The sequence below is a fragment of the Burkholderia sp. BE17 genome (genome assembly GCF_009362305.1).
Lineage (GTDB): Bacteria > Pseudomonadota > Gammaproteobacteria > Burkholderiales > Burkholderiaceae > Burkholderia > Burkholderia pyrrocinia_C.
In genome coordinates, this window is the sequence record NZ_WHNU01000071.1 from 1 (window position 1) to 23,522 (window position 23,522).

Consider the following 23,522-nt stretch of genomic DNA (forward strand, 5'->3'; position numbering starts at 1 on the left):
GTGCGGGCAGCGTTCGACTGGAAATCAGCAATGAACCAGTTTGCTATCCTGTTCGGTGAACGATTCACCCAGGCGCGTGGATAACGCGTTGTTCAACCGCCTCGCCCACAAAAATGCGGACAGGTTCGGGCAGCGGAAAGACTAGAACACTCACCTATAAGATCGCGTATGAGCTATCACGCCTGCAGAGCAAGCGGCAGTTCATCGTCGCTCTCACCTACACGCACCGAGCGGCCGACGAAATTCATGAGCGTATTGAAGGGCTTGGCGTCGACACCTCGCAGCTATGGATAGGAACGATTCACTCCTTCTGCCTGGAATGGATTCTGAAGCCCTACGGCATCTACGAGCCTGCGTTAGCGCATGGATTCCGGATCGTGGACAGCCATGAGCAAGAGAAGCTACTTGAAGAGCTGTGCCGAACGCAGCGAGGAATCACCTACTGGGACTGCGAATACTATTTCACCGATCAGGAGTACGTTCTGGCGTGCAGGGATCAAGGCAAACACGAACGTCTTCATGCCATTTTTGCACTGTATTTCCGCCATCTCGCGGATAACAGGCAAATTGACTTTGAGCAGATCCTTTTCTATGCGTCACGCCTGATCCAAAGTCAACCTCAGATCGCAAGGGTCCTGGCTAACATCTTCCCGTGGATACTGGTTGACGAATACCAGGACACGAAGAGGATTCAATACGAGGTCGTTGCCGCCATCGTGAGGGCTGGAACAGAGCGAACAAAACTGTTCGTTGTCGGCGATCCAAACCAGGCGATCTTTGGCTCGCTTGGTGGCTTCGCAATGCCGGTTGCCGAACTTCGACAGCTCTGTGGTGTTCGGCTGGAGGAGCGCGCACTATCTGAAAACTATCGGTCCACCGATCGGCTTATCAGGTACTTTTCGAACTTCACCGTTCAGGCGAACGACATTCGCGGAGCCGCGTCCGACCGAGCGTTTCCCAGCAGCATCAGCTACAACACCAATGTGGAGCGAGACCAGTTGGAGGCTGAGCTTGTGAGACTGATCAGGCTCAGCACCGCCCAAGGTTTTGCCGCGGATCAGATCTGTATTCTGGCGCCGTGGTGGATTCTGTTGGCGGGAGTGACACGTCGACTTGCAGGCGCTTTGCCAGAGTACCAGTTCGATGGCCCAGGCATGGTCCCCTTCAGCCGCGACCAGGAGAACTTCTGGTATCGGTTGTCGCGGATCGCACTGACAGAGGCGTCCCCTGCGCAGTATGTGCGGCGGCTGCGTTGGGCAGCGGAGGTAATCAGAGACCTAGGCAATGAAGGCATCGACACTCGAGAGCTGTCCGCTAAGCGGCTTCTTCGGGAGAGCAATTCCATCCGACTGCATCAGCCTGACGGGCTGCTATACCTCCGGGAGTTCTTCGCTTTGTTGATGGCTCGCCTCGGGATTCACTGGCAATCACATCCTTTGCTCTCGGAGCACCATCAAGCCTTCTTTGACAGTTCTGCCGCGAAGATTGACCGGTTGCGCAGAGAGGGTGCCACATACATCGGCGGAATTGACTTCTTCCGCAAGGTTTTCCAACATCGAAGCGGCATCACCGTCAACACCATCCATGGCGTCAAGGGTGCGGAGTTCGACGTAGTAATAGCGTTCGGCCTGCTGCAGGGAATGGTCCCGCATTTCAGCGAAGAAGCAGAGGAAGGCGCCAACAGCGCCAAAAAGTTGCTCTACGTTGTTGGCTCTCGGGCGCGCAAACATCTTCATCTGATCTCCGAACAGCAACGCATGAGGGGTGGAGGGCGAGGCCCGTACGCGGCAACGGACACGCTTGCGACATGCGTGTTCAATTACGATGTCGTGTAGCTCAACGCTGAGATGAGCGTTGATGTTGGAAAGGGCACCCTCTAGTATGGCGACCAGCATCGCCCCGCAGACATGCGTGACCTTTGCGGCACACAGGTCACGGGATCAAACTGTGGCGACCATCTGCCCTCTGAACCACTCAGAGACCGCAACGGGGTCGATACGTGACAAGCGAACAATATGATCGAATCTATTGGGTGACACCGGCCAGCTCGACGAGTCGCAACCGCAGGGTATCCTGCCGCTTGACGGCGATTCGCTGTACGACATATGTGCCGTTTCTTTTTTCTGCCGATTCAAGCGCCACAGGCAGTTGTGGCGCTGCGCCGGATCTTTCATTTCATGGGCTTCATGGACTATCGCGTCAGTTACGAACACGGTCTGAAGAACGATCCGGACGAATTCATCGTTAATGTTCCGTCGCAGCTCGTTGAGGGAGTACCGGCCAATGTGCCTCGCGCATTGCTACCCGAATACATCACCGAGCTGAGCCTGCAGCGTTCGCCGCAGATGGGGAAGATTCGTCATCTCCGGATTCTCTGATGAAGAGAATCCGGTTATTCTCGCTCCGATCGAAACAAGAATGATCACCGGACAACACACGATCGGTGCTTGCGAGCCCGAGATCATGCCGATACGCGCCAGCCTTCTCTAGGCGCGCCATTCGGCGCCCGCAGATTCTCCACACATTGGAAAATGACTGATACGAACCTACTTGAGCTGCAAAAGCAACTTGGCCATCTCAATCTTCTTGTCGAAGAAGCCAAGCAGCAGGAAAAGCAAGCCATACTCGATGAGATCGGTGCGCAAGTGAAAGAGTACGGCATTACCGAGATTGAACTGCTGCGCGCCGCCGGGTTCATTCAGGCCAAGCGACAGAAGACTCCAGCGAAGTACTACGACCCGAACTCCGGAAAGTCATGGTCCGGGAAAGGACCTCGGCCGAAATGGCTGGAAGACAAGAACCTGGATGACTATCTCATCCGAGAGGCACCCAAGCCTTGGTGGCCGGAACGAACCTGATCGATCACCCGATCTTGACGATCGACATGTAGCCCTGCAACGCGAGCGGTGTCTGGTTCTGCGAGCCGAGCACTTTCGCGAAGCCCATCCAAAGCGCACTTCCGCTTCCCCAATTTGCCTGCACGCCGCTCACGCGCAACGAACCGAGAACGCCGGACATTGAGGCACTGCCCACCGGCGCGTCAGGGTATTGCTGCACGGCGTATTGGTAAATGCCTGGATACGCATAGCCCTGACCAACCGCAAAAGCCACCTGTGCCGGAAGCTGGTACGTATCCGTCGACGGCGCGATGATTTTCACGCTGCCGCACACGAGGTACAGGCCGGACGGGATCGTAATGGTACCGTCGTCGTTCGACGAGTACGGAAAGCCGTTCGCGTTCGAGACGCCAATGCGGAAATCGAGCTGGTACCAGTTGCCCATGTCGATGCCCCGACCTCCATTGGCTTGTGCCGAGTGACCGAGCTCGATCGTGAGCACCGGTGAAACCCCATGAGGCATCGGTAGGTTCGTGAGCTGACTGCCATCAACGGCCGGCAGCCTGCCTTGCGCATCGAGCACGATGACATCGCCGGGCGCCGTGCCGGCCTGCGACTTTGGGATCGCGGCAGCGGCCGCAGCCTGGGCACTTGCAGCGGTCCCGGCGATCGTCCGAACACCAGGTCCAAGACCTGAGATTGCATTCCCGAGCGCGCTGAGCGCCAAGGAAAGAGATTGTTGCGAGCTTGTCACGATGCACTCCAGAGCGGAAAGGGAAGAACCATAAGATTCGTCGCTCCTCATTCCCTCGCCTTGCAACCGCCGCATCGATGCCTCTGGATTCCGAAAACAAAAAATGTTACTCAGTTATCACCAGCGGCGTGTGTACCGGCCATATACTTCGTGATCCTACATTCACTTCTGGTCCTATGCGAAAAATCCTCGCATTCGTCGTGATGGCGCTCGCCACCCACGCCGATGCCTCCACCTCCTGCCCACAGTTCAACCCGAAAGGTAAATCTCCGGTCGTCGTCAATTCTCGGATAGCCGCGAAGACACGCCTCCTGTGCTATTCAGATTTTGAGGTGTTGCACTCGAGTATCACGCACGGACCGCTTTGGTCAGCCGAACACCTGACCCGTTCACACCTAGCGGCGGCGAAGAACGAGATCCGCACGAACCGATTCTTCGAGGAGTCGCGGTTGCCTAACGGGGAAGGTGCGCGACTCACCGACTACCGCAAGAGCGGCTACGATCGAGGACACATGAGTCCGGCTGGTGATCGGTGGAATGATCGGGCAATGGCCGAATCGTTCACGCTGGCGAACATGGTGCCTCAGAATCCGACGAACAACCGTCACCTGTGGGCACACATTGAGGAAGCAGTTCGCCGGATCGGTCTGCGCGCGACAGACACTTATGTCGTCACGGGACCGTTGTTTAAAGGCGCAGAGCTGACAACCATCGGCAAGAGCGGCGTCATCGTGCCTACCCAGATTTTTAAGGTGGTCTATATTCCTCAGAAGCGGCTCGCATTCGCGGTCGTCGCGAACAACACGGCAACCAAGCGCTACACCGTCGCGACGGTGCACGAGCTCGAGGCACAAAGCGGCTTGCGATTCCCCGGGATACCGGAATCTCTGAAAGACACGCGTATTGGAGGTCTGAATGGAGTTTAAGGCGTTCGCAGATGACTCAACCGTCGTGAACATCCACGGTGACGAATTCACAGTAACCAATGATCTTCAACGTATCGTACTTTCGGGCACCTTGGAACTGACGCGCGACAAGGCGGGACTCGCTGCCGCGCTTGCGCTGCAACAAGCGATCGCGAGCATCGTCGACGTGCTTCAGCACGATCCGGCGCTGCCCGAACACGTGCGCAATGAGCCGGCTGCACCGACGGGCAAGATCAAGAACCCGTTTGAAGGGTGAAGGCGACGTCGCTGATTGGACAGCGAATAATAGGAACGTGACACCGCGAGGTGGAGTCGGCTCTTTTCTGGCGAATCATGACGCGCCACGTGCTGCGTGGGATTTGCGTCACTCGGTTCCCTACCTCGGTGTTAGCACAGCTCGGGGGTTCCTTCGCTCCGCACTACTCCGACTCACCGTCCTCGGTGCAGTTAACCAGCGGAAGCTGCTTGGCACGACATCTCCGATGGCGCGTAGCGCGCACCCGCCAGCACTTCAGACGGCACCGAAACGGGCGTACCGTCGCAGTCCCTCCTTTCGCTGCATATCAGCAAATCGCCTAGCTCACAACGCGACCACGCCTCATCAGTCAGCGGCGTGGTCGCGATAACCGCAGCGAGATCAGCTGGCGTACCAAATGCAGCGATGTCGAGAGACTTATCGGCATCAACAAGCGGCGCCTGTGAAAACGTAGGGCAACGCGTTACGTATCGCCGGCGCGTCGAGCAGTACGCTCTCCGGAAAGTTCGCAACTACAGGACCGTAGCAAGCTTTTGACCGTCTGGTCGCCCGAGCCCCGCGCATGCATTCCATTTGGCTGAGGCAAAGAAGTCACCATTGCTGCCGTCTGTTATGCCGTCCAGATCTGCGGCATGGCTATAAAGCTGCGGATTGATATAGCCGACCGGCGTGCTCCTGCCCGAGTTTATCCGCGCGATCAGCCCAGCCCACAGCGGCGCCACCGCGCTGGTCCCGCCGATCACCGTGTCGTTACCGTCGACGCGCACGTCATATCCAGTAGCTGGGTCCGCGTCGCCTGACACATCGGGAACGCCTCGCATGGACAGCGAACTGGTCGCGTTCTGGGCGCGCGTCACTTGTTGCCCCTGCTGCCAAGCAGGCAGCGCGAAGAAGTCGCTTACGCCACCGCCGCTTGCTCCGCCGCCGGCACCATCATTCCAGACTGTCTCGCTCTGGATAATCCCATTGGAGGCTTGCACGCTGGTCCCCCCGCACGCTAGCGCGTAGGGACTCGATGCAGGAAAGTCGACGTGATCCGCTCCGTCTGCCACTCCATCGCTCGATCCGTTATCACCGGACGCGACGCACACCGTTATCCCCATTGCTGCCGCGGCCTGGAAAGCCTGGTCGAACGCCGTCATTGACTGCTGGGTCCACGCCGATTCCGCCCCGCCCCAGCTGATCGAGATCACCGATGGTTTGTTGGTGGTGTCGTGAATCGCGGTAGTCACCGCATCAAGGAATCCCGCATCGGTGTTCGGCGCGAAATAGACGGCGACGTGGGCATCGGGAGCAATTGCGCCCGCGACCTCGATGTCCAGCATCACCTCGCCATCCGGTCCATTCGGGTCGCCGGTCGGATGATTCTTGCCGTGGTCGATCGATATGACCGAAACCTTCGGTGGAGTCGCGATTCCGAGTTCTGTGAAATACGCGTTGAGATCCGCTGGACGATACCCGCCACCGAGCTCGATGAGGGCAATGCACTCGTTTTGTCCGGTGCCCGTGGGAAAGTTGTACAGAGACGCGAGTTTTGTGGGAGTAAAAGACGTCGGGGTCGTCGACAATGCCTGCCACTGCACATTGCCACGAAGCTGGCGGCTACGGAAATGCGGTCGTGCCTGCGGGCGATTGTCGAGACCAAGCACGGCCTCCACAATGCCGTTCAACTCGTCCGGCACCTGGATCTGCCCCGTCCGTCCACGATAGGTGCCGCCGCGGTGTTCGAACTGCTGGAGATCGACGCCGAACGCAGTATTGAATTGCGCTACCGTGCCAGATAGAACCACGGTTCGACGGGCGGCATGTTTTTCCACGACCACGAGGCCGTGCTTGTCCGCAAACGTCTTGACGGCATCCATGTCAGTGGCATCGGCGCCAAACTGTTTCGCGAAATCCTCACGTTTGATGTAACCGGGCGATTTGTCGCCTGCTGCCAGCCTAGCCACATGCTTTTCGAGAACGTCGCTCGAACGACGCCGCACGATTATGCTCACTTCGAACCGCTCCGCGGGATCGGCCTTCCCGACGGATCGCGCTCCGTCGAATGGTGCTCTCTCGCTGCCTTTTAGCAGATGATTTGCCATGACTGAAACCTCCTTGAGTAAGCGCTACGCCATCGGACGGATACCCGACGACTCAGCGCCGTTTGAATAAAGAACGACGGATTCCGGCGACAAATGCATGTCAGGTTCAAGGCTGTCCAGTCACTTTGCCCTGCCGTCGATCCCGTCCACCATTGCGTTGACAGCCCTCACCTGGTTTCCAGAATGAGGCATAGTCAATATCTTCTATTTTCATATCAATTTATAAGTAATCCAAACCATATTGGGGTGTCAGTCAACACGAGCGCAGACACGCAAGCTATCATGGTCGTGGGCAGGCATCATGGATACAACATCAGGGTCCAGCGGCTATGATCCCCGCGCCCTTCGGAAGCGAAGAATATGCAACGTCGAATTGAACCGCCATGAATCCACCTGAAGATTGGCCGGAAACTGCGGTCTGGTAAATATCGCCGTCATATGAGGGCAGCCTAGCAACCTGGACATTCAATGACGCCGGCAGGAAGGAAGTCAGTAATAGACTGACAACGTAAAGGGCCTTCACGAGGAAAGTGCAGCACGACATCCGCTACTCCTTGAGCAACATGTTCAGGCGCAGCGTAGTTCGCGCCAGGGCATCATTCAGCGATGTCACATAGGACCGTCGAGAAACGCTCGCTATCGGTGGCCACCGGGTATCTCGGCGCCACTATCCTGCACAGCGCAAACGTTTGGTACATTGCCGCGAGCACAAGAGGCGTTGCCTCAAGTGTTGAGCTGACGGCGGCAGTTTGGGAGTCGTTTTGGTTGGCTTATCGTATCCCCTGCATTCTTCAAATTTCATGTTTGCATTAAGGCTAGTAACTGCGTCCAATCAATACAGTCAGCATTTTCCCGAGGAACGCGCATGGCCTTTCTGGCACTACTTTTGCAAACAACCGCATTCCCCATTTTGAAGAGCCAGCAGATGTCGGCACGTCACCCTTGATATGTTCAGGTTCTATTTGATCATGATCAAAGATATGCGCAACTCATAAACGAAACAATCCCTTTAAAATCATTCTGATAAGCCAAAGTTTCTGCCCATCGCCCGTGCCCTCCGCTCGAAAATATGCTAATCCGCGGCTTCACGATGCTCATTCATCACATTGAAAAACATACCGCAGCACCTTTCCCAATCCTACGTCTGAACATTTTAAATCGCTTTCACATGCACGAATTTTTGACACGCATAATTACGACAGGAGTTGTACGAATTGAGCTTTACTTGCTGGACCGGATAACTATGCTTTCCTTTAGCATTTCAGATCATCTATGCCTATATGGCTAGACCTGCGTGCTGAGCAGCAGCAGAGCATGCATGCGTCTGAGAAAAGATCAACAAGTAGACAGCAAACTATTCCTGATGAGGTGGATCATGGACGCTGTAGGCGATAGGGCCGACAACGGCAACGCAATCAACGGCCGACAGCGAATTCTGATTGCCGGGATTGGCGGAATTGCTCCCGTTTTCGTCAGTCTTATCGCCGTTGACCTAGAAACTTTGCTTTTACAGGTGACAACACTTGCTATCGCGGCCTACCTGATAAAAGTTGCGGTCCTGTTCGGGATTGGCGGCCTCACAGGCTGGCTGCACAAAAGCGAGCGCGACCTTGTCAAAATATTCCAGTTGGGAATTGTAGCGCCCGCATTGATAACGACCGCTCTTAATGGCGTTCAGGTCAAGCTGCCTCGCGCACCGAGCATGAATCTCAGCCAATCGTCATGGAACATGATAGCCAGCGCATATGCACAAGTTCCACGTAGCGACTCCGTCAAGACGTTCTCCCTTCCACAAGAGACACCTACCCAGCAAATTAGCCGCGGGCTGTTCGGTAGCACGCCGGAGAATGTCTGGTTCGTTATCGCTGGCTCTCACCCTACTCGCGCGGCTGCCGAGAGCCAGGCGAGCAAGATTCGCGAGCGCGGGTTCGCTGCAGACGTGTACGCGCCCTATGCCGGCAATAAGTACTACGCCGTCGTAATCGGCGCGCAGTTGACGCTGTCACAAGCACGTCAGCTCAGACAAAACGCAAGGCTAAAGGGTCTGCCGGGCGACACATATCTGTGGACATTTCCTCTGAACTAACCTCGGTCGGACAACTCGCTCTTGCTCTTGACTGCCATCACACCGATCATTCCTTGTCGGCGAGTACAGATAACTGTGCGTCGCATAGTTTATTGCCGTCACGGTTTAAGCACGACGTCAACATCCTTGTACAAGACGTCGTCTTGCGCCTGGATATATCGTCCCATATCCGGAAACAGAACAGAGACTACCATCAGCGCCTGGTGCATCATGGTCGAAAAATGTCTGAGATGTTCGAAGGACCCTGGAAGAGGCATCACCAAACGATTCTTCATCCGACGCGCCTCCAAAGTTACGCGCTGAGGCTCTTCAGTGTTGTCGAAGTGGACGACTTCCGTCAATCGCGATGGAAATTGGCACAACGTGCCCGAGGGATGGAGGTATGTCAACAGCCCGTCGCCAATGCTTAGTACGAAGTTGTGACGAAGGTTTGACGGGTATTGAGGGTGTTCCTGCATATAACACGCAAGCACTTCTTCAAGGTTGTCTGCGATGTCGAATGAAAACGCCTCGCAAAGGAGAAACGTGACAATCTGGTCCCGCTCATCCCGGTGCGGCTCGTATATGGAAGCTAACCCCTGCTTCTTTGAACAATGTACGTAGCTCGGCTCGTATAGAGTGTCCCGCAACGATTTCATACCCGCAAGCTTGCGCAGCGCGGTTTTCAGATCCCCCAATGAGAGCACTGACTTCACCTCACCAACCGCGCAGACCGATTCCATCGGGAAGAATCTCTGCTTATGGTCATTCTGCAGCAGGGGAGTCACGGACCGGTCGTAAATGACGATGTCGCATTGGGTACTGATGCGGCCAGATGCCGTTACGACAAAACCTGAGTCGATCGCCATTCGCTGTGGAACAAAAGCACTTAAATAGTCCTTTGTGATAGCCTCTCGGTACGAGCCGAACTCACCGGGATGGACCAGTGCCCCCTTATCATCGACGAAAAGGCGACGCGATCCATCAACAAAGGCATCGGCAAACACCCGCATCTTTTCGTCTAGAAGCGCCTGTAGGGCGTTTCCTGCTTGCTGTTTTGTCATTTTGGCAATCTCGCAGAGAAGCGGGACCTTGGGAGGCATTGCCCAACTCGACTGCCGGCCTGTACGAACATGGCGACAACTTGACGGGGCAAGCCACCGCCAAACACGGCCGTCGACCTCGTGGCAGAGCACACAGTTTACCAACGGATCTGCCGTCACTCTTCGCTAACCGTTCTATGGCAGTCGCAACCATCCCGCTTTTTCGAAACGCTCACGGAATACGCCCGCCAGCCGACGCTTTGGGCCGTGCTCAAACTCACGTTCGAACGATGTGAAAGCGTCAAACCGGATCGCCAATCCCCCTTCGTTGGCGCGTAAGACCGGTCCGACAAAGGCGCTGCGTCGAGCTTCACATAGCAAGAATTCAAGACTATCCCTGTTGGCGACATACGTAGAAAAAATGTGCTCTTGCCAGTCCTCATCGAACAGGTCGGGCACAAATGCGGTCGCACCGTTTTTCCTTTGTAGCCAAAGCAATTCCTGTCCCCAGATGTCATGCCCGTACGCGCGATAGGGATACCGTTCGTTACAGATGCGGAACGAAAAGCTCTCCGCCATGCGAAGAAACAGCTGAGGCATGATCTCCGTTCTCGCGACCTCGGCAGGCAAACACATCCTTGCGGCAACGAGACGAGAGAGCCCTTCCGTATCCGCTCCATTCAAGATCGACAACCTGTCGTTACCCACAACAGCACCTCTGGAAAGCGCCGCGCAAAAAAGGAGATTCGGCATCGCCGACAGCCATCTCCATATCCCATCCAGCTCCTTGTGCGTCGGCAACGCGTAGAATCGGATGCCGCTCGGGTAATGCAGGTCTTCTTCCGACGCCCAGATAAACCCGCGCGCCCTCGCGTAATGCAGTGCCTGATAGGGCGAGGCAAGAAAGTGATGACGTCCGCTCGCCCTCGCGTGCGTCTCAATGTGGCGCCAGTCGACCGGGGCACATTCCATTGCCGCCAGCAGGCCTTTGCCGGTCACCGCTTCCGCGAAGCCGGCCCGTGCCTTGACAAGCAGTTCTTTCAGCCACAGGGCGTGGTGTTCAAGCTCAGTCCGAGTCCAGCGAACGAACGCTTCATCCGGATCGACGACGCGCTGGGTCATCACCACGATCGGCGCAACGCCTCTACCGCCGGAGCCAGACGCGCAGGCGGCACGGTCCATCTTCTCGGAGTCAGAAGTCATCGTTAGCACGGTTGTCCGTGGTTGTGCGTTCCCCCCGCACTCAAAGGCCTCATAGCAGCTGCGTTCCAGCACGAGATCGCCGTGAGGAGGTGTAATGCGTTCAACACCCCGGATATTCGTGCACAGGATCGTGGCGTCTGCCGCACGTAAGGCGTCGCGCATACGGGTGTGCGGCAGGTCATATGTTCCCTGCGCACTTACGATCGCAATGCGCGGCTTCAGCCACAGATAGGTCTGCTCGACCACCCCGGCATCACGGTCGTCCTGATCGTCGTCCTTCCGGTCTGCCAGATACACCATGCCACCGTGGTGCGGCATCTTCAGGACATCGACGCCGAGTCCCGCCGGATGCCGAGACGCGATATAGGACCAGTTCTCCTGGTCCCCCGTCAGCAGGACGCGCCTGCGCCGCTTCCCATCGAGATAGACATCCAGCGCAATTACGAGCGATGTGTTGTTCAGGAGCCGGTTCCCGAAGAAGTTGGGTTCCGTTGCTTCGTCGCTGTAGAACCCTGTTACCGGATCTGGTGCAACGGGCGACGCCATCGGCTGATCGTCAAAATCGGACGGCACGCTGAATGTGCGCTGCTCAAGACCACCACCGCGTTCCCGCGTCTCCATTTCAACATCCGTTTCGGCTGGCGCGATGAGCCACTCCATGGGCGTCGGACCTGCAATGTCCGTTAGGGATTTGATGTCTTCCCGCCGCCCACGAAGCAGTCGCTTTAGCAGGCGCGCAGGCGGCGAAATAACGGCCGCGCGCACCTTTCCAGCCACCCAGCTGCCGACGTACCCTTCCATCGGGTAGATCACCTTGGCACCGCGTTCCGACATCGAGCGTTCCAACCCGTCAGCGCGAGCGACGGCATTCTGAACACGCTGCGAAAAGAGCCACGTGAGTCGCCGGAAGGCGGGCAGGCATGGCCCCCAATACTCTCCAATACGCAGCTCCGCTTGGGTAGCGAGCGTATGCAGCCCGCCCTGATGGTCGTGATCGACGTGCGAGAGCACAACGACATCCAGATCTGGGCCCTCGACCCGCCGGTTACGGGTCAGGTAAGTCGTGAGTTCGCCGATATGATTTCCCGCGCTCTTCCCGCCGTCGTAAAGCATCCGAAAGCATGGCAAGCCCGCCTGCTTCAACTCAACGAGCAGACAGTCGCCATGGCCGACCCCGTAGACGTGAACCTGAATCTCATCACCAATTGTCGCCGACGCTTTCGCAGCGACCACATTCTTGATTTCCGACATCCGTCTTTCCTCATACTTCGACATCAACCCCGCCGCACGTCGCAACCGTCTTGCACGTGTTCCGGCACCGATACGGCCGCCTGCGACACAGTCGAGTTCTTGTCGTCTACGACTGCGGCACGACCGAGCGCGACCGATCCGAGTCCTGCGACGTACCAGGCGAAACAAGCTGTACCCTCGAGTACGACCACGTATATGAAATCGCGCAAGAGCTCCAGTCGCGCTTCAGTCGTGCCCAACCAATGCGTGATCACCGCAGTCGCGGGATTAACACAATGCGGCTCACGAATTGTCGTTTAGAGCAACGCTGAACTCATGAACCGCATCACGATTCAGCCACTCCTGAATCTGGTGATGCTTTATTGGGCCATGGTGATTGAGCGTGAATCGAAGCAGGCGCGCGCAGTATTCAATTGCGAACGGATGATTTGTTTTTGTGACTTCTCGGAAGGTGTTACAGTCATCAGTTCCCGCAACCTTCCTGGCAAAGGTGCGCAATGAACCATCGAAGTTCATTGAATCGCCTGACACCTGAAACGCACCGGCTTCCATTGTGCAGGGCTTATCTGAGTCAGGGTTAGTTGTATCCCTGCCAGCGTCCCATTTCCATGAACTTTCGAAGCCAGCGAGCACGCGCAAGACCTCCAGCATCACCGCCTTCCGGTATTCGAGATTCTCCGGCGGGTACGGCCCGAGTTGAGCTTCGACATCCGAGTAGATTTCGTAAATTGGTTTTGGCTGAAATATGATTGGATCGGCCGTCTTACCCCAAGTTACCAGTTCCTCGAGAAAGCTGTATGGCGCAGAACCTCTGTTGAGGACCGGTTTTCTGCACGCGACAAAATGGGACATCGCAAGTCTCCTTATCCGCGAAACATTAGATCAGGCTGGATCATTTGGAGCCGCCCTGCACCTGGGTTGACGGCGATTGAATGGCATAGCTGACACAGGCCACTGCGGCCTTCTGCAGGGCTGCAATACGTGCGTCCTCGCCGTTCTTCGGATCGAAATAGGCGGCCATGGCATCTTCGAACCTAGTCCGTATCTGCTCCCTGGTCTTCACCACGTCCTGGGCGGATAGCCCTTGCTGGTTCAGTATGTTTTGGGCCGAATTTGCCGCACCGGATAGCCCGCCCCATGCAGCGATGGCGACCTTATGCGCTGCCGCACTTGCAGCCAAGGCCGGCACAATGACGGCCCCCGCTACCGTGCCTACCATGGCAATCCCGAACGATGTCCACTTCAGGTTGCTGGCCTGATTCTCGTAACCCGCAAAAACCTTGTTGCACGCGGCAAGGGTGTCGGCAAAGTCTTGTGCCAAGGCCTGATCTACCTTCATCTTGAGGTCGCTCTTTTTCGACTCGGACGACTCAGTTGTAATAAACGCGTCAACTCCCCCCGTCACGCCTTCTGTTCGTAACACGGCACGTGTTGATGGGATGCCACCCTCTCCAAGCACACTTCCTTTTCCAAGATCGACTGGAACACTGCATGCTTGCAAAGAGGAAATCCCGATCAAAAGTACGACGGTCTTTACTTTATTCATTGTGGTCTCCGTCTGTATAAGCCCAGCGCCTTGCGCGCGCCATTTCTCCCGGCCATTTTGAGCAAGGCAAACGGCTGACAGAATCCCCGCGTCGCCGATGCCTACTTGATTCTATCGCCCTTCAAAAATCCAATGTCAATAGACAGACACTTACTCTCTCCACGTACTGCGACCGGTGAGGCGGCCTATACGTCTTTCTACCCGCAAGGTTGTCAAGGAATTAACGCTGTCTGATCACTGAACGGTTATACGACCATCGAATTGGCGAGATTTCGCACGGCGAATCAGTCAGATCTTCCGCGCAACTAGGCGGTCGCCAATCCAGTACTGTTCGGACGTGCAATGCTTCACCATCGCCTTCACTGAGAACCGGGACCGCCAGTTGACCTATGGATACGCAGGGCTCCACAAGCATGCGTCGAGCGGCTGACGTCGACGAGCTTAAGCACCGGTCAGCGTTGCGTCACCGATATGTCAACGAGATGGCGAGCATGAAGAGGTTGGCGTCGGCCGGCAGTCGGTCTAACATAGTGACGTCGATTTGCGCCTGCTCGCTGGGTTGCCGACAACGGAGAGACTGCCATGCACGCCGATCCCGTGGAATACGAAGCAACGACCATCATGCCGTTGGCCTCGCTTTCAATGCCAGGCTACGCAGCTACCGCACTGGTTACGCGCAAGGGCGGCAAACAGGAAGCGTTCGGCATCCTCGGCTACTTCGCATCGGAGCAAGCTGCCTGTCAGTTTGCGGTCGAATACGCGAAAGCTCACATCGACGGTCGGCGATGCCTGAAACCACCATTCTCCCTTCGCTAGTTCCTCGCTGAGCGCGTAGCCGATCCAAGCGACGCGATCATTGCTCTCGTAATTGCGCGAGGCCTCGCGGTCGGTTCAGTTCGATTGCGGACGAGGTCGAGTGAGGGCGACAAGTAACGGCCCCAGGTGCTCCATAATCTGGCCAAGGTACCGCTCGCGCACCCTCGGCTCAATAGCCGGCATCCGAGCAAGTTGCTCAATCTGAATATCGACCTCCCGCAAGACAGTCTGCCGATCCTGATGCGTGGTGCTCAGCCCCTCCAGTACCATTTGATACGCATCGAGACGCCGGATTTGCCTGATCACCTCTTCAAAGACCATATCCAGCTCGTCGCTCAACGACATTACGAGACGTCTGAGGTCGGCAACTTCGTCCGAGTCTTTGTTCATTGGACCCTCCGTCCGCGGGAAGATACGCGGCGCCGATCATCTTCTCATTGGCGACCACATGAGCCAACCTAGTTACTTTGGGAGGGTCGCTGCCGTCGAATCCCGTGTCGAACGCCAGTATGTCCGCGAGTAGCGGACGTCTCAACGATATCGATTGAATTGCCGCACATAACAACTCGCACTCTCGCGAAGTGCCTGATTGGGCGAGGCAGGCGAAAAGCGCTATCCTGTTGCTCCAAAATCCAGACAACCGCCCATCGCACGCGTCATGCACATCCTTGTACCGGACACCAACTTTTTCTTGCAGTGTCTTGATTTCCAGACGATCGATTGGTCGCTGGTTACAGCTGACAGCAATGTGACTATCGCGGTCCCGCGTGCGGTACAGCGCGAAATCGATCGCCACAAAGATGGCGGCAATGCTCGGCGAGCGCCGAGAGCGCGTAAGGCTTGGAGTCTTTTTGCGCAGGTGATCGATTCCGACGACAACCGGATCATCACTACTATCCGGAATTTCACCGTCATCGTTGAACTTCTCATGTCGAGAATCAACGCGGAAGATTTTCCGGAACTGGATCTGCAGAACTCCGACGACCAGATCGTGGCGGAAGCGTTGTGGCTGAAGCGGCAACAGTCCAGCGTTCAGGTAACGTTCCTCTCGGATGACACGGCGGCACTGGTAACCGCCAAGTCGCAGTTGCTTCCCTTCCAACGGCTGCCAGCGGAGTGGAAGCTTCCGCCGGAAAAGGACGAGCGTGACAAGACGATCGAGGAACTGCGCAAGACGGTTTCACGCCTGTCCAGCCAACACCCCGAGCTCGCCTTTGCTTTGTCCGATATTCCGGACAACCGGATCGAAGCGGAGGTCACACTTTTTCCGGCATTGACCAAGTCCGAAATCGAAATCCTGATGGGAGAGATCCACGCACAGTTCCCGATGGAAAGCGACTTTCCACAGGAACCTCCCGCGCGTCATCTCGGTACGCTATCCACCTTTGACAGGACGGCCAGTCGTTTTCAAGAATGGAAACCCGCGAGCGCGCAGGCGATCGAGCGTTACGAGAAGAAAGCCTACCCAGAGTGGTTACGGCAAATCAGAACCGAATTGGAGAGCATTCACCATCGATTGAACGATTGCTTGTTCTCGACCGTAACACTCGTAATCGGAAATGCCGGGCAGCAGCCGGCAAAAAATTTGCTCGTCACGTTGCAGTCTGAAGGCGCGATAGTCTTCGGCATACCCGCAGGATGCGACGATGAGAACGACACCGATGAAGAGAAACCGCTGTTCAGCGCGCCGCCGACGCCCCCTGCCGGCGCGTTCGTGAGTATTGCGGATCGCTTTATGGCACTCAACGCGATGCCCAGCATCTTTACACCAAGCCTGGAACGCAGCGTTGCTGACCTGTCGGGTGTGTGGACGAGACAACGTCACGATCCAAACGGCTTTTACTGGAAACCTCACCGCCCGACAGAAGAAGCCACGGGATGGGTACTGGAATGCGACGAATTCCGGCATCAGCACGAACCGCATGCCCTGGAGATAATCTTCCGGCCCGACTCTGCTACCGAAGGCACCGTGACCGGCGCCATCCGCTGCCTCGCGCATGCCTCCAACTTACCAGAGCGCGTTGAGCTGATTATTCCGGTGCGGATTCACCTCAAGCACGGCGTCACAGTCGAACAAGTTCGAGAAGAGCTATTTCGCCTGCGCTGAGCTGTCGATAGTACACCGCGACTCTGCCTTGCTGCGCCGCCTTCCTCTTCTCCTCGCCTCGATCTTCGGCGGCTGGCTCGGCCAGAACGAGCGATGCCCCTCTGGCTTCACCATGCCGATATAGAAGTCCGGCTTCGTCACATACGGCACGACTTTCGTCCTGAGAATTCGCAACTTCTCACTCGAATACCGGACCGAGCCAATGCCGCACTCCCTGTAGTTCGCCTTGTTGCAGTTGTACGCGCCGCCCTTACCGTTCGTGATCGTGTCCCGCCACTGATCGCAGATCATCTCTGTTACCGAGATGTCCTCGCCGACGACATCGCCATTGAGGATTACGACGACGTGGAAGTGGTACGTCTTATCCAGGCCGTATTCGCCTTTGATCGCGAAACCCATACCCTTGCACGCCCCTGGACGCAGCCTCTTCTTCAGTTCTTGCTTGAGAAAGCGTCTCAGTGCTACCCGATGGCGTCTCACTTCGTCGTAGGTAATCGCCAGCGCACCTGACAGTTCCGGGTCGCAGTAGTACTGCGCATATCCGAGATCAAACCGCAGTATCGACAGATGATGGTTCACATTCAGGCACGCGAGAATGAGCGACCACAGCGTCTGTTCGTTCTCACCAGGTTGTCGCTCGAACGCTTTCTTCCAATCCCAGAAAGCCTCGCTGTTGCCTTCCCGGCGAATCCGCTCGACTGCTTCATTCAAGCAATCGATGAACAGAGCCAATGTCTCATCCGGCCAGAAGTCTCTATCGCGAAAGCGAAGCCACTCCTCACTGGCTACCGTGTCCAATCGCGCTGTAGCGTTCTCGAACTCCACCTCACGCGTCACTGCATGATGAAAGATCCCGAAGTACGGATTGTACTTGCCGATTGTTGGATACTTGTCTGTCACCCGATCAAGGTCCATTTGCACGCACTTCAGGAAGCATTCTCCAAGCTCACTCGCCCTGAAGCTCATTGTGTTCGGTCGAGTCTGAAGATTCGTCCTCACCGGAATCAGATGAAACAGTTGACACTTGCTCTCGATTACCTTCTGCACACACTGTGCGATGTAATCGACGTCACTGGCGATACTACCTTCGCATGGCCCATAGGCGGACTCGACTTTGTCTCCTTTCAGGTCGAAGAGAAGGGTTTGATATGGCTTGATCTCCACGTTCTCGCCATGAATAACATCGGCCACATGTTTGAATTCGTTCTCGTCAATCATTGCCTGTCCTGAGTCGTTAGCAAGCGAGGTCTCGTCGATTCATGCGATTGACTCGACCCCTAATCGTTGAGAGAGCAGGCTTTACTATCGTAAGCGCACTACTCCTCCCTAGCATTCAGGACAGCAGTAAGAAATACCTTAACCCGACATGACGAGAAGATTTCATCTGATCGACTGCTTACCGACGACTTCTCATGAACGATTGTAATGTAAAGTCAGTATCGATTCCAATGAGTTGTCATCCAGGTATCGAGATGCTAGCGAACCAACTCGGTTGGTATCTTTGGAAGGAGATAGATACTCTAACTTGTCTCAGAATCTTTGAGAGATATAACAACGTTCCAATCCGGAATTCATCGATAGAAGAGATTCACGAAATAGGGAGACATTACTTCTCGAAGAGCACGGTGATCGTGAGTTACAGACCACTCCATCTTCGACAAGTTAGCGTTCCAACTACTGAAACCAGATTAGACCAGTACTCGGCTCGACAGGTAGACGGAACGCGTATCGGCTCAAGTAGAGTCACTCGCAAACTCACGTGACGTCCCAGTCAGACCACGGTTGGCCTCCATCGGGGTAAGCCTACCCGGAAACTGGGCGACAGTCTTGCTTATGGGATGCGATTAGCACACGTACTCTTTTCGCTCTCAGCAGAGCATCGCGCTTCTATTGCATACCAGAGAGAACAACACCATTCAGCTCTCGGCAATTCTGTCCGCGACCTCGCTCAGGAGCCGACGATTAACTTATGCCGGTGCGATCGGTGATCTCCTGAGCAAACCAGGAATGACGTAGTGCCGACAGTAGTCAACTGAGAAGCTGGCTTCGTTTACTCGCGACGGCTCGCCGCGATGCTGGAAGAACCCGTGGGTCGAAAGACGCGATGCTCCGACCGGAAGCCCATCGCACGAGGCGGACATCGCGCCGAATGCGTAGAATTTTCCGCAATACGATATTTTCGTTTTATACCATTGATTTATTTGAATATGTCCGCTGACCTACGAGAGGTACCATGATCACCTTGAAGATCGTAATCATCAATTTCTACACTGCTACTTCTACTACTGTAGTGATTCACGGCGACGATATTTTGCTATTAAAATATGTTGATAGTAGTTTTTAGCTATTTTCATCGGCCGGTATCTCGCCAGCGCTGCCTCGTTCATCAGGTGGCTCTCAAGTCCCGACACTGGAATCATTGCCGTCCAACTGTTTTCTCATCTCTGCCAGCCGAAATGCATGGAGGTCGTTCATCTCGATGGGCTCGCTCACCTTCGTTATGCTTTCGGCACGTCTTCACGCGAAGGCGCAACCTGGTCGTCTTCTTCCGTCCTAGTCCCGCGACTAGTGTCCCGAGCGGAAAAGAAACGAGGATTACTAGCTCTTATGTCATCTAGAAGGGAAGGAACGGGAGATCCATTTTCCTGTATTGGCCACTCGCCATCGGCTGCACCTGCTGCTGGTTCGGACTCACTTCTCTCGGTGCTCTGTTCTATTCCTGGAGATTCGGTAACGGGCGACGGAATACTGGGAGACTGAACGCTCTGAGTCGTCTGAGGAGAAGTGCAGCGGTTACAGCAGTACGCATGAAAGGAATTGAAGCAGACGAAGACACCCCCATTAGGACCACTGCCGAGATGCACCTTCTGCTCTGCGGCGAGGCAGTGGAGCGCGGCAAGAATCTCAGCCTGCCCTTTTATTGTGCGATTGCCGTTCTGGACGTCGCGATACGTTAGCCGGATACATGAGCTTTTCTGCCGCGCCTCGTACTTCCGGTAATTTCTCTGTATCGTCCGATAGATCCTGTCGGCGTTAGTCCTGACCTGGGTCGAATAGGCCCATGACGTGAACTCTTCCGGCAGCTCATGCGAAACTACCAGCTTGTGGAATTCCGCCATGTACCAGTCACACAGGCGAACCGCTGCACGAACTGTCTCCACCGGAATTTCATTATTCGACGGAGTCCCGCGGCCAGTTGCTTCGTCTAGTTGATAGGTTGTCGAGATGGGATAGTGCTCGAAGTAGTGAAAGAGTGCCGCGAGTCTCGCAGCCTGCTCGGGAAGCTTGCGGACGAATCCTTCCATCTCAGCATCGAACTGCTTCCTGTCCAGCGCGGCGTTCAACTCGTTGTAGTATCCGTCCCAATAACGCCGCGCCTTTCCCGTCAGCTTCAGAGCAATCCGCTCGGTGATCCACGGGAAATCCTGATCCAGAATCTGCTGCACACGCTCGTGAAATTTCCCGACACTGACAATGTCGTGGGCCGGTTCGTCGCCCCCACCGACCGACCTTCGAAATTGCCGCGGAACCTTCAGCAGGAGCGTTCTGGAAAGAAAGCCATTGTCCAGCGCATTCTCGCCGTATGCGTCCATGAATCTCTCGAACTGTTTGGGCTGGAGCATTAGCGCTACAGTCAGACGGGGAGCATCGATGACGTATTCGCGCTTGTCATAGGTCTCCCGGTAGAACTCGGTACCCCACAGATCGTTCCACGCGTCCATGTTGCGCGTCACCAGAGAGCTGTTAAGGATTCCGCCCGCCTCCGCCGAAACAACTCCTGCCGACCGGCACCTGTCCTGAAGTCCGTTACGAAATCCGGCAAATGATCCTCGTCCGTAGACGAGTCGGCGGGCGGTATTGCCCATCAATGACCGGAGGGTCCGCTCGATTTCAGCCAACTCTTTCTCGAATTCATCCAGGCGGGGTTTGAGCGCCAGCCTTTCCGTACGGGCCTGCTGTATCGACTGGCGCTGCTCACGTTCACGCTCAGCCGCGCTCGGACCGTCCGTGCCCCTACGGCCTCGGCCTTCCACGACCGGCTGTTTTTCCTTCTTCTCAAGCGCGTCGTACTGCTCGCGCAGAGCGTCGTAACCTGCAAGCCGTTCCTCACGGTCTGCCCGCAGCGTGCGTAACCGCGAAAGCCGCTCCCGGCTGGACAGATCCTTATAGTCGTCGCCTGCTTCTTTCGCGCGCGCTTCTTCCTTACGCTCAAACTGCTCGAGAGAACTCGCGAACCTTCCCTGGATTTCCGACTTCCCGGCTCCGGTTTCGGCAATCGTGACGAGGAAGAGCGAGCAGGCCGTCGGACGCATCCTGGGACGCGCCACATTGACAAACTCCTGACACACGAGCGAGACGACGCCCAGCGCCGCAGACGCGCCGAGTTCTATGCCGCCACCCAGTTCACCGTCAACATCAACTACTGCCTGCCGGATGACGTTCGGGAATGCATCTACTGGGTAGGCGCCCTGCTGCATCGGGAGTCGGTACGACAACTCGTCCCTATCCGCGTTTTGTGACGGGTTGTAAATTCCGGGTGGGCGATGATCGGTTGCGTTGCCGTTCGACATGTCGACTGAGAAAAATAGTTGCACCAGCAATTCGGTGGCAACGGCGGATTCGACAGCTCGCAAGAGCGCTTCGCCATTACCGGTCAAGCCTGTACTGTAGCGGCCAGAGTCGCCTCATGTCATCATGTCTGACTTGAACAACCAGAAGAGAACCGACCGTGCCGACTTACGATGAACTTCAAAAGCAGATAGAAGAACTGCAGAAGCAGGCGAACGAGGAGAAGAAAAAGGAAAAGACCGAAACCATCGCCGACATGAAAGTGAAGATTGCCAAATACAGCATCACCGCAGCAGAGCTGGGGTTCGCTATCGGCACGGCGCGCAATGGGAGGGCTTCATCCAAGAAGGCGCCCGGGGAACCAAAATATCGGAATCCGGAAAACAATGATGACACCTGGACCGGTAAAGGGCCAATGCCGAGGTGGCTCAAGGACGCGATCGAGTCGGGCAAAGAGAAGGAAAATTTTCTCATCACACAGTAACGCAGCGATCATCACGCGCCGAGAACGCGATAGCGTTGCGCCTCGTTGCGCCGCTGACCGGAAGGCATTCCGGCAGCGTTCTCTGCGACGCCCCAGCCCCACCTCATTTACAGGCCTTCGTGATGCGCTCGACCGCATCCAGCGGCCAGGCAGCCTGACCGCTACCACGCCACAATAGTGACCGTTCTTCGAGCGTCCGTTGAGGGACGCTGCAATTTTCACCCCCGAGAGTTCGCGGCTTGCGCGGCAACCCATGCGCGGACCTGTTCTTCGTCCCACCCCACTGCGCCGGTCTCGCTAGTGCTAAGAGAAAAGCATCGGGGGAACGTTGGGTCGTAGTACCGTGACCGCGAGTCCATGCGGTTGTAGATCGAGCTCCGTCCGAGTCCGGTTAGCTCGATGACGCGCGGTAAACGAGCGACCTTGCCTACCTTGCGCACTTCGGCACCCTGAGCCGGCTGTGGCAGTCTGCCAGAATTGGCACAACAACCCGTCGAGTCCCGATCATCCTCTGTGAGATCGACAACAGCGCTCTTAACCCTTCGTGTCGCAAGCGTCGTTGGTTGCTTAACTTCGGGCTCACGAACCGCGACCGGCATAGTCGCCGGAGCGGACTTACGCTCCGGCTCCGGCGATTGATAATGGCGCTCAGTATCGACGTCCGAATCACCGTCTTCTGGCAGTAGGCCACAACGGCTTAAATAGGCAATCGCCGACTCCCTCAGAATGAAAGCGCCCGGAGCTAGCGTCACCAAAGGAGCGCGTCCGGCGTCAACCGCTGCGAGTCGCCCGCGCGCAAACTCATCACGTAAAGCGCGTTGATGGCGTATCTGAATCTCCGCTTGCTCCATCTTGTACCGCTCTAGGTCCGCAGCAGACATCAGAATGGGTTCCCAGGCAGGTCGATCGCTCAAACCAGACCAGGCATTGAGAAACGCCGCCTTGTCGTCGTCCGCGATCGGATACCGCAGGGGCGGCAAGCTCGGCAAGATGCGGTTCAACATACGCCGCTCATCCTCGGTCAAGGGATAAGGAGCCTCTGACAATCCAATGGTCTGTTGTTGCGAATCGGAAGCGTGCTGCACCTCCGATGCGCGCTGCTCTTCGGCTTCGCGCCGCTCCTGAGGCGGTTGGCTTGGCTCGTCGTTGCCTTTGACCTGCAGCGCAGTCTGCGATAGCCCCGCGGCCAGTCGCTCGCCACTGTCGTCAGGCTGCACCATCGGTCGATGAAACTTTTGCATCTTCGCAACGATGCATTTGATGCCCTCAAATTGCCACTCCGCCGTCGGGCGAAGCGCCTCAGCAATCGCCTTGCAAAAACTCGTAAGCTCGATGAGCTGACCGGCTGGCAGTTTGACGCGGACTTGCACTTGGACCCCGTTGGATTGTTCTTCGTAAGTTCTGCGAGTATAAGGGAGCGAGAACCTTGCGGCGGCGTCCCCTGCCTGAGCCCATCGTCTTATACATATCTTCGAGCCCCGGTTGCCGAGGCCGGAAAGAAGCGTTTACATTCAATGAGATAGCGCAGCGCTTGTAAACTGTCGGCGGATCGCGTTTACTTTCGCACTTTGCGTGAAC

20 protein-coding genes are annotated in these 23,522 nt (G+C 56.2%); 9 read left to right on the top strand and 11 right to left on the bottom strand.

What is annotated here, in order from left to right:
* Positions 1–80 precede the first annotated feature (80 nt).
* The 3 genes from GD429_RS41945 to GD429_RS38340 all read left to right on the top strand — a co-directional run bounded on the left by GD429_RS41945 (position 81) and on the right by GD429_RS38340 (position 2,858).
* Complete coding sequence (locus GD429_RS41945; protein ID WP_321575132.1) at positions 81–1,835, top strand: ATP-dependent helicase; 1,755 nt, start codon at positions 81–83, stop codon at positions 1,833–1,835.
* Between the two features lie 351 nt (positions 1,836–2,186).
* Entirely contained in the window at positions 2,187–2,378 is a 192-nt protein-coding gene (locus GD429_RS38335) for a hypothetical protein (RefSeq protein WP_152865206.1), read from the top strand.
* A gap of 153 nt (positions 2,379–2,531) precedes the next feature.
* Positions 2,532–2,858, top strand: coding sequence for an H-NS family nucleoid-associated regulatory protein (locus GD429_RS38340; RefSeq protein WP_152865180.1), 327 nt, complete (start codon positions 2,532–2,534; stop codon positions 2,856–2,858).
* 4 nt (positions 2,859–2,862) lie between these two features.
* Here GD429_RS38340 and GD429_RS38345 read toward each other — a convergent pair whose 3' ends face one another.
* The gene (locus GD429_RS38345; RefSeq protein WP_152865181.1) at positions 2,863–3,591 is read right to left on the bottom strand and encodes a hypothetical protein; all 729 of its coding nucleotides are present in this window, start codon (positions 3,589–3,591) and stop codon (positions 2,863–2,865) included.
* A gap of 176 nt (positions 3,592–3,767) precedes the next feature.
* On the opposite strand from GD429_RS38345, the gene GD429_RS38350 reads away from it, so the two are divergent.
* Both GD429_RS38350 and GD429_RS38355 read left to right on the top strand, forming a co-directional pair.
* The gene (locus GD429_RS38350; protein WP_152865182.1) at positions 3,768–4,517 is read left to right on the top strand and encodes a DNA/RNA non-specific endonuclease; all 750 of its coding nucleotides are present in this window, start codon (positions 3,768–3,770) and stop codon (positions 4,515–4,517) included.
* Positions 4,507–4,773: a hypothetical protein gene (locus tag GD429_RS38355; protein ID WP_152865183.1), complete on the top strand. Its 267-nt coding sequence runs from the start codon at positions 4,507–4,509 to the stop codon at positions 4,771–4,773. Before GD429_RS38350 ends, GD429_RS38355 begins: the two co-directional genes overlap by 11 nt.
* 191 nt (positions 4,774–4,964) lie before the next feature.
* Here the strand turns inward: GD429_RS38355 and GD429_RS42265 are convergent, their stop codons facing one another.
* Positions 4,965–5,285, bottom strand: a complete 321-nt coding sequence (locus GD429_RS42265) for a class II glutamine amidotransferase (protein ID WP_152865185.1) — start codon at positions 5,283–5,285, stop codon at positions 4,965–4,967.
* Positions 5,286–6,860, bottom strand: coding sequence for a protease pro-enzyme activation domain-containing protein (locus GD429_RS38365; protein WP_152865187.1), 1,575 nt, complete (start codon positions 6,858–6,860; stop codon positions 5,286–5,288).
* A gap of 1,318 nt (positions 6,861–8,178) precedes the next feature.
* On the opposite strand from GD429_RS38365, the gene GD429_RS38375 reads away from it, so the two are divergent.
* Positions 8,179–8,946, top strand: a complete 768-nt coding sequence (locus tag GD429_RS38375) for an SPOR domain-containing protein (protein ID WP_152865191.1) — start codon at positions 8,179–8,181, stop codon at positions 8,944–8,946.
* A 98-nt stretch (positions 8,947–9,044) separates the two neighbouring features.
* On the opposite strand, the gene GD429_RS38380 is transcribed toward GD429_RS38375, so the two are convergent.
* From GD429_RS38380 to GD429_RS38395, 4 genes are all read right to left on the bottom strand, one after another.
* Positions 9,045–10,028: a DUF6602 domain-containing protein gene (locus GD429_RS38380; protein WP_152865193.1), complete on the bottom strand. Its 984-nt coding sequence runs from the start codon at positions 10,026–10,028 to the stop codon at positions 9,045–9,047.
* A 135-nt stretch (positions 10,029–10,163) separates the two neighbouring features.
* Entirely contained in the window at positions 10,164–12,422 is a 2,259-nt protein-coding gene (locus GD429_RS38385; RefSeq protein WP_193727326.1) for an MBL fold metallo-hydrolase, read from the bottom strand.
* A 282-nt stretch (positions 12,423–12,704) separates the two neighbouring features.
* Positions 12,705–13,274, bottom strand: coding sequence for a hypothetical protein (locus GD429_RS38390; protein WP_152865196.1), 570 nt, complete (start codon positions 13,272–13,274; stop codon positions 12,705–12,707).
* Positions 13,275–13,314: 40 nt separating this feature from the next.
* Positions 13,315–13,968, bottom strand: coding sequence for a hypothetical protein (locus tag GD429_RS38395; protein WP_152865198.1), 654 nt, complete (start codon positions 13,966–13,968; stop codon positions 13,315–13,317).
* A 582-nt stretch (positions 13,969–14,550) separates the two neighbouring features.
* On the opposite strand from GD429_RS38395, the gene GD429_RS38400 reads away from it, so the two are divergent.
* Positions 14,551–14,784: a hypothetical protein gene (locus GD429_RS38400; RefSeq protein WP_152865200.1), complete on the top strand. Its 234-nt coding sequence runs from the start codon at positions 14,551–14,553 to the stop codon at positions 14,782–14,784.
* Between the two features lie 75 nt (positions 14,785–14,859).
* On the opposite strand, the gene GD429_RS38405 is transcribed toward GD429_RS38400, so the two are convergent.
* Positions 14,860–15,174: a hypothetical protein gene (locus GD429_RS38405; RefSeq protein WP_152865202.1), complete on the bottom strand. Its 315-nt coding sequence runs from the start codon at positions 15,172–15,174 to the stop codon at positions 14,860–14,862.
* 199 nt (positions 15,175–15,373) lie between these two features.
* On the opposite strand from GD429_RS38405, the gene GD429_RS38410 reads away from it, so the two are divergent.
* Positions 15,374–16,891, top strand: coding sequence for a PIN domain-containing protein (locus tag GD429_RS38410; RefSeq protein ID WP_152865203.1), 1,518 nt, complete (start codon positions 15,374–15,376; stop codon positions 16,889–16,891).
* Here GD429_RS38410 and GD429_RS38415 read toward each other — a convergent pair.
* The gene (locus tag GD429_RS38415) at positions 16,874–18,109 is read right to left on the bottom strand and encodes a hypothetical protein (protein WP_152865204.1); all 1,236 of its coding nucleotides are present in this window, start codon (positions 18,107–18,109) and stop codon (positions 16,874–16,876) included. The genes GD429_RS38410 and GD429_RS38415 overlap by 18 nt on opposite strands.
* A 1,280-nt stretch (positions 18,110–19,389) precedes the next feature.
* Positions 19,390–21,525 (bottom strand): DUF3987 domain-containing protein, encoded by a 2,136-nt coding sequence (locus GD429_RS38420; RefSeq protein ID WP_152865205.1) that lies wholly within the window; start codon positions 21,523–21,525, stop codon positions 19,390–19,392.
* Positions 21,526–21,620: 95 nt separating this feature from the next.
* Here GD429_RS38420 and GD429_RS38425 point away from each other — a divergent pair, with 95 nt between their 5' ends.
* Positions 21,621–21,944: an H-NS histone family protein gene (locus GD429_RS38425; protein WP_321575130.1), complete on the top strand. Its 324-nt coding sequence runs from the start codon at positions 21,621–21,623 to the stop codon at positions 21,942–21,944.
* Positions 21,945–22,162: 218 nt separating this feature from the next.
* Here the strand turns inward: GD429_RS38425 and GD429_RS41950 are convergent, their stop codons facing one another.
* Positions 22,163–23,314, bottom strand: coding sequence for a helix-turn-helix transcriptional regulator (locus GD429_RS41950; RefSeq protein ID WP_321575131.1), 1,152 nt, complete (start codon positions 23,312–23,314; stop codon positions 22,163–22,165).
* Positions 23,315–23,522: the final 208 nt, after the last annotated feature.

Bases quoted from the DNA above. Each gene is read 5' to 3' on its own strand.
- GD429_RS38390 (WP_152865196.1), bottom strand. From the start codon at position 13,274: ATGTCCCATTTTGTCGCGTGCAGAAAACCGGTCCTCAACAGAGGTTCT.
- GD429_RS38380 (WP_152865193.1), bottom strand. From the start codon at position 10,028: ATGCCTCCCAAGGTCCCGCTTCTCTGCGAGATTGCCAAAATGACAAAA.
- GD429_RS38405 (WP_152865202.1), bottom strand. From the start codon at position 15,174: ATGAACAAAGACTCGGACGAAGTTGCCGACCTCAGACGTCTCGTAATG.
- GD429_RS38355 (WP_152865183.1), top strand. From the start codon at position 4,507: ATGGAGTTTAAGGCGTTCGCAGATGACTCAACCGTCGTGAACATCCAC.
- GD429_RS38340 (WP_152865180.1), top strand. From the start codon at position 2,532: ATGACTGATACGAACCTACTTGAGCTGCAAAAGCAACTTGGCCATCTC.
- GD429_RS38400 (WP_152865200.1), top strand. From the start codon at position 14,551: ATGCACGCCGATCCCGTGGAATACGAAGCAACGACCATCATGCCGTTG.
- GD429_RS38415 (WP_152865204.1), bottom strand. From the start codon at position 18,109: ATGATTGACGAGAACGAATTCAAACATGTGGCCGATGTTATTCATGGC.
- GD429_RS38335 (WP_152865206.1), top strand. From the start codon at position 2,187: ATGGACTATCGCGTCAGTTACGAACACGGTCTGAAGAACGATCCGGAC.
- GD429_RS38365 (WP_152865187.1), bottom strand. From the start codon at position 6,860: ATGGCAAATCATCTGCTAAAAGGCAGCGAGAGAGCACCATTCGACGGA.
- GD429_RS38385 (WP_193727326.1), bottom strand. From the start codon at position 12,422: ATGTCGGAAATCAAGAATGTGGTCGCTGCGAAAGCGTCGGCGACAATT.
- GD429_RS38395 (WP_152865198.1), bottom strand. From the start codon at position 13,968: ATGAATAAAGTAAAGACCGTCGTACTTTTGATCGGGATTTCCTCTTTG.
- GD429_RS38350 (WP_152865182.1), top strand. From the start codon at position 3,768: ATGCGAAAAATCCTCGCATTCGTCGTGATGGCGCTCGCCACCCACGCC.
- GD429_RS38375 (WP_152865191.1), top strand. From the start codon at position 8,179: ATGCGTCTGAGAAAAGATCAACAAGTAGACAGCAAACTATTCCTGATG.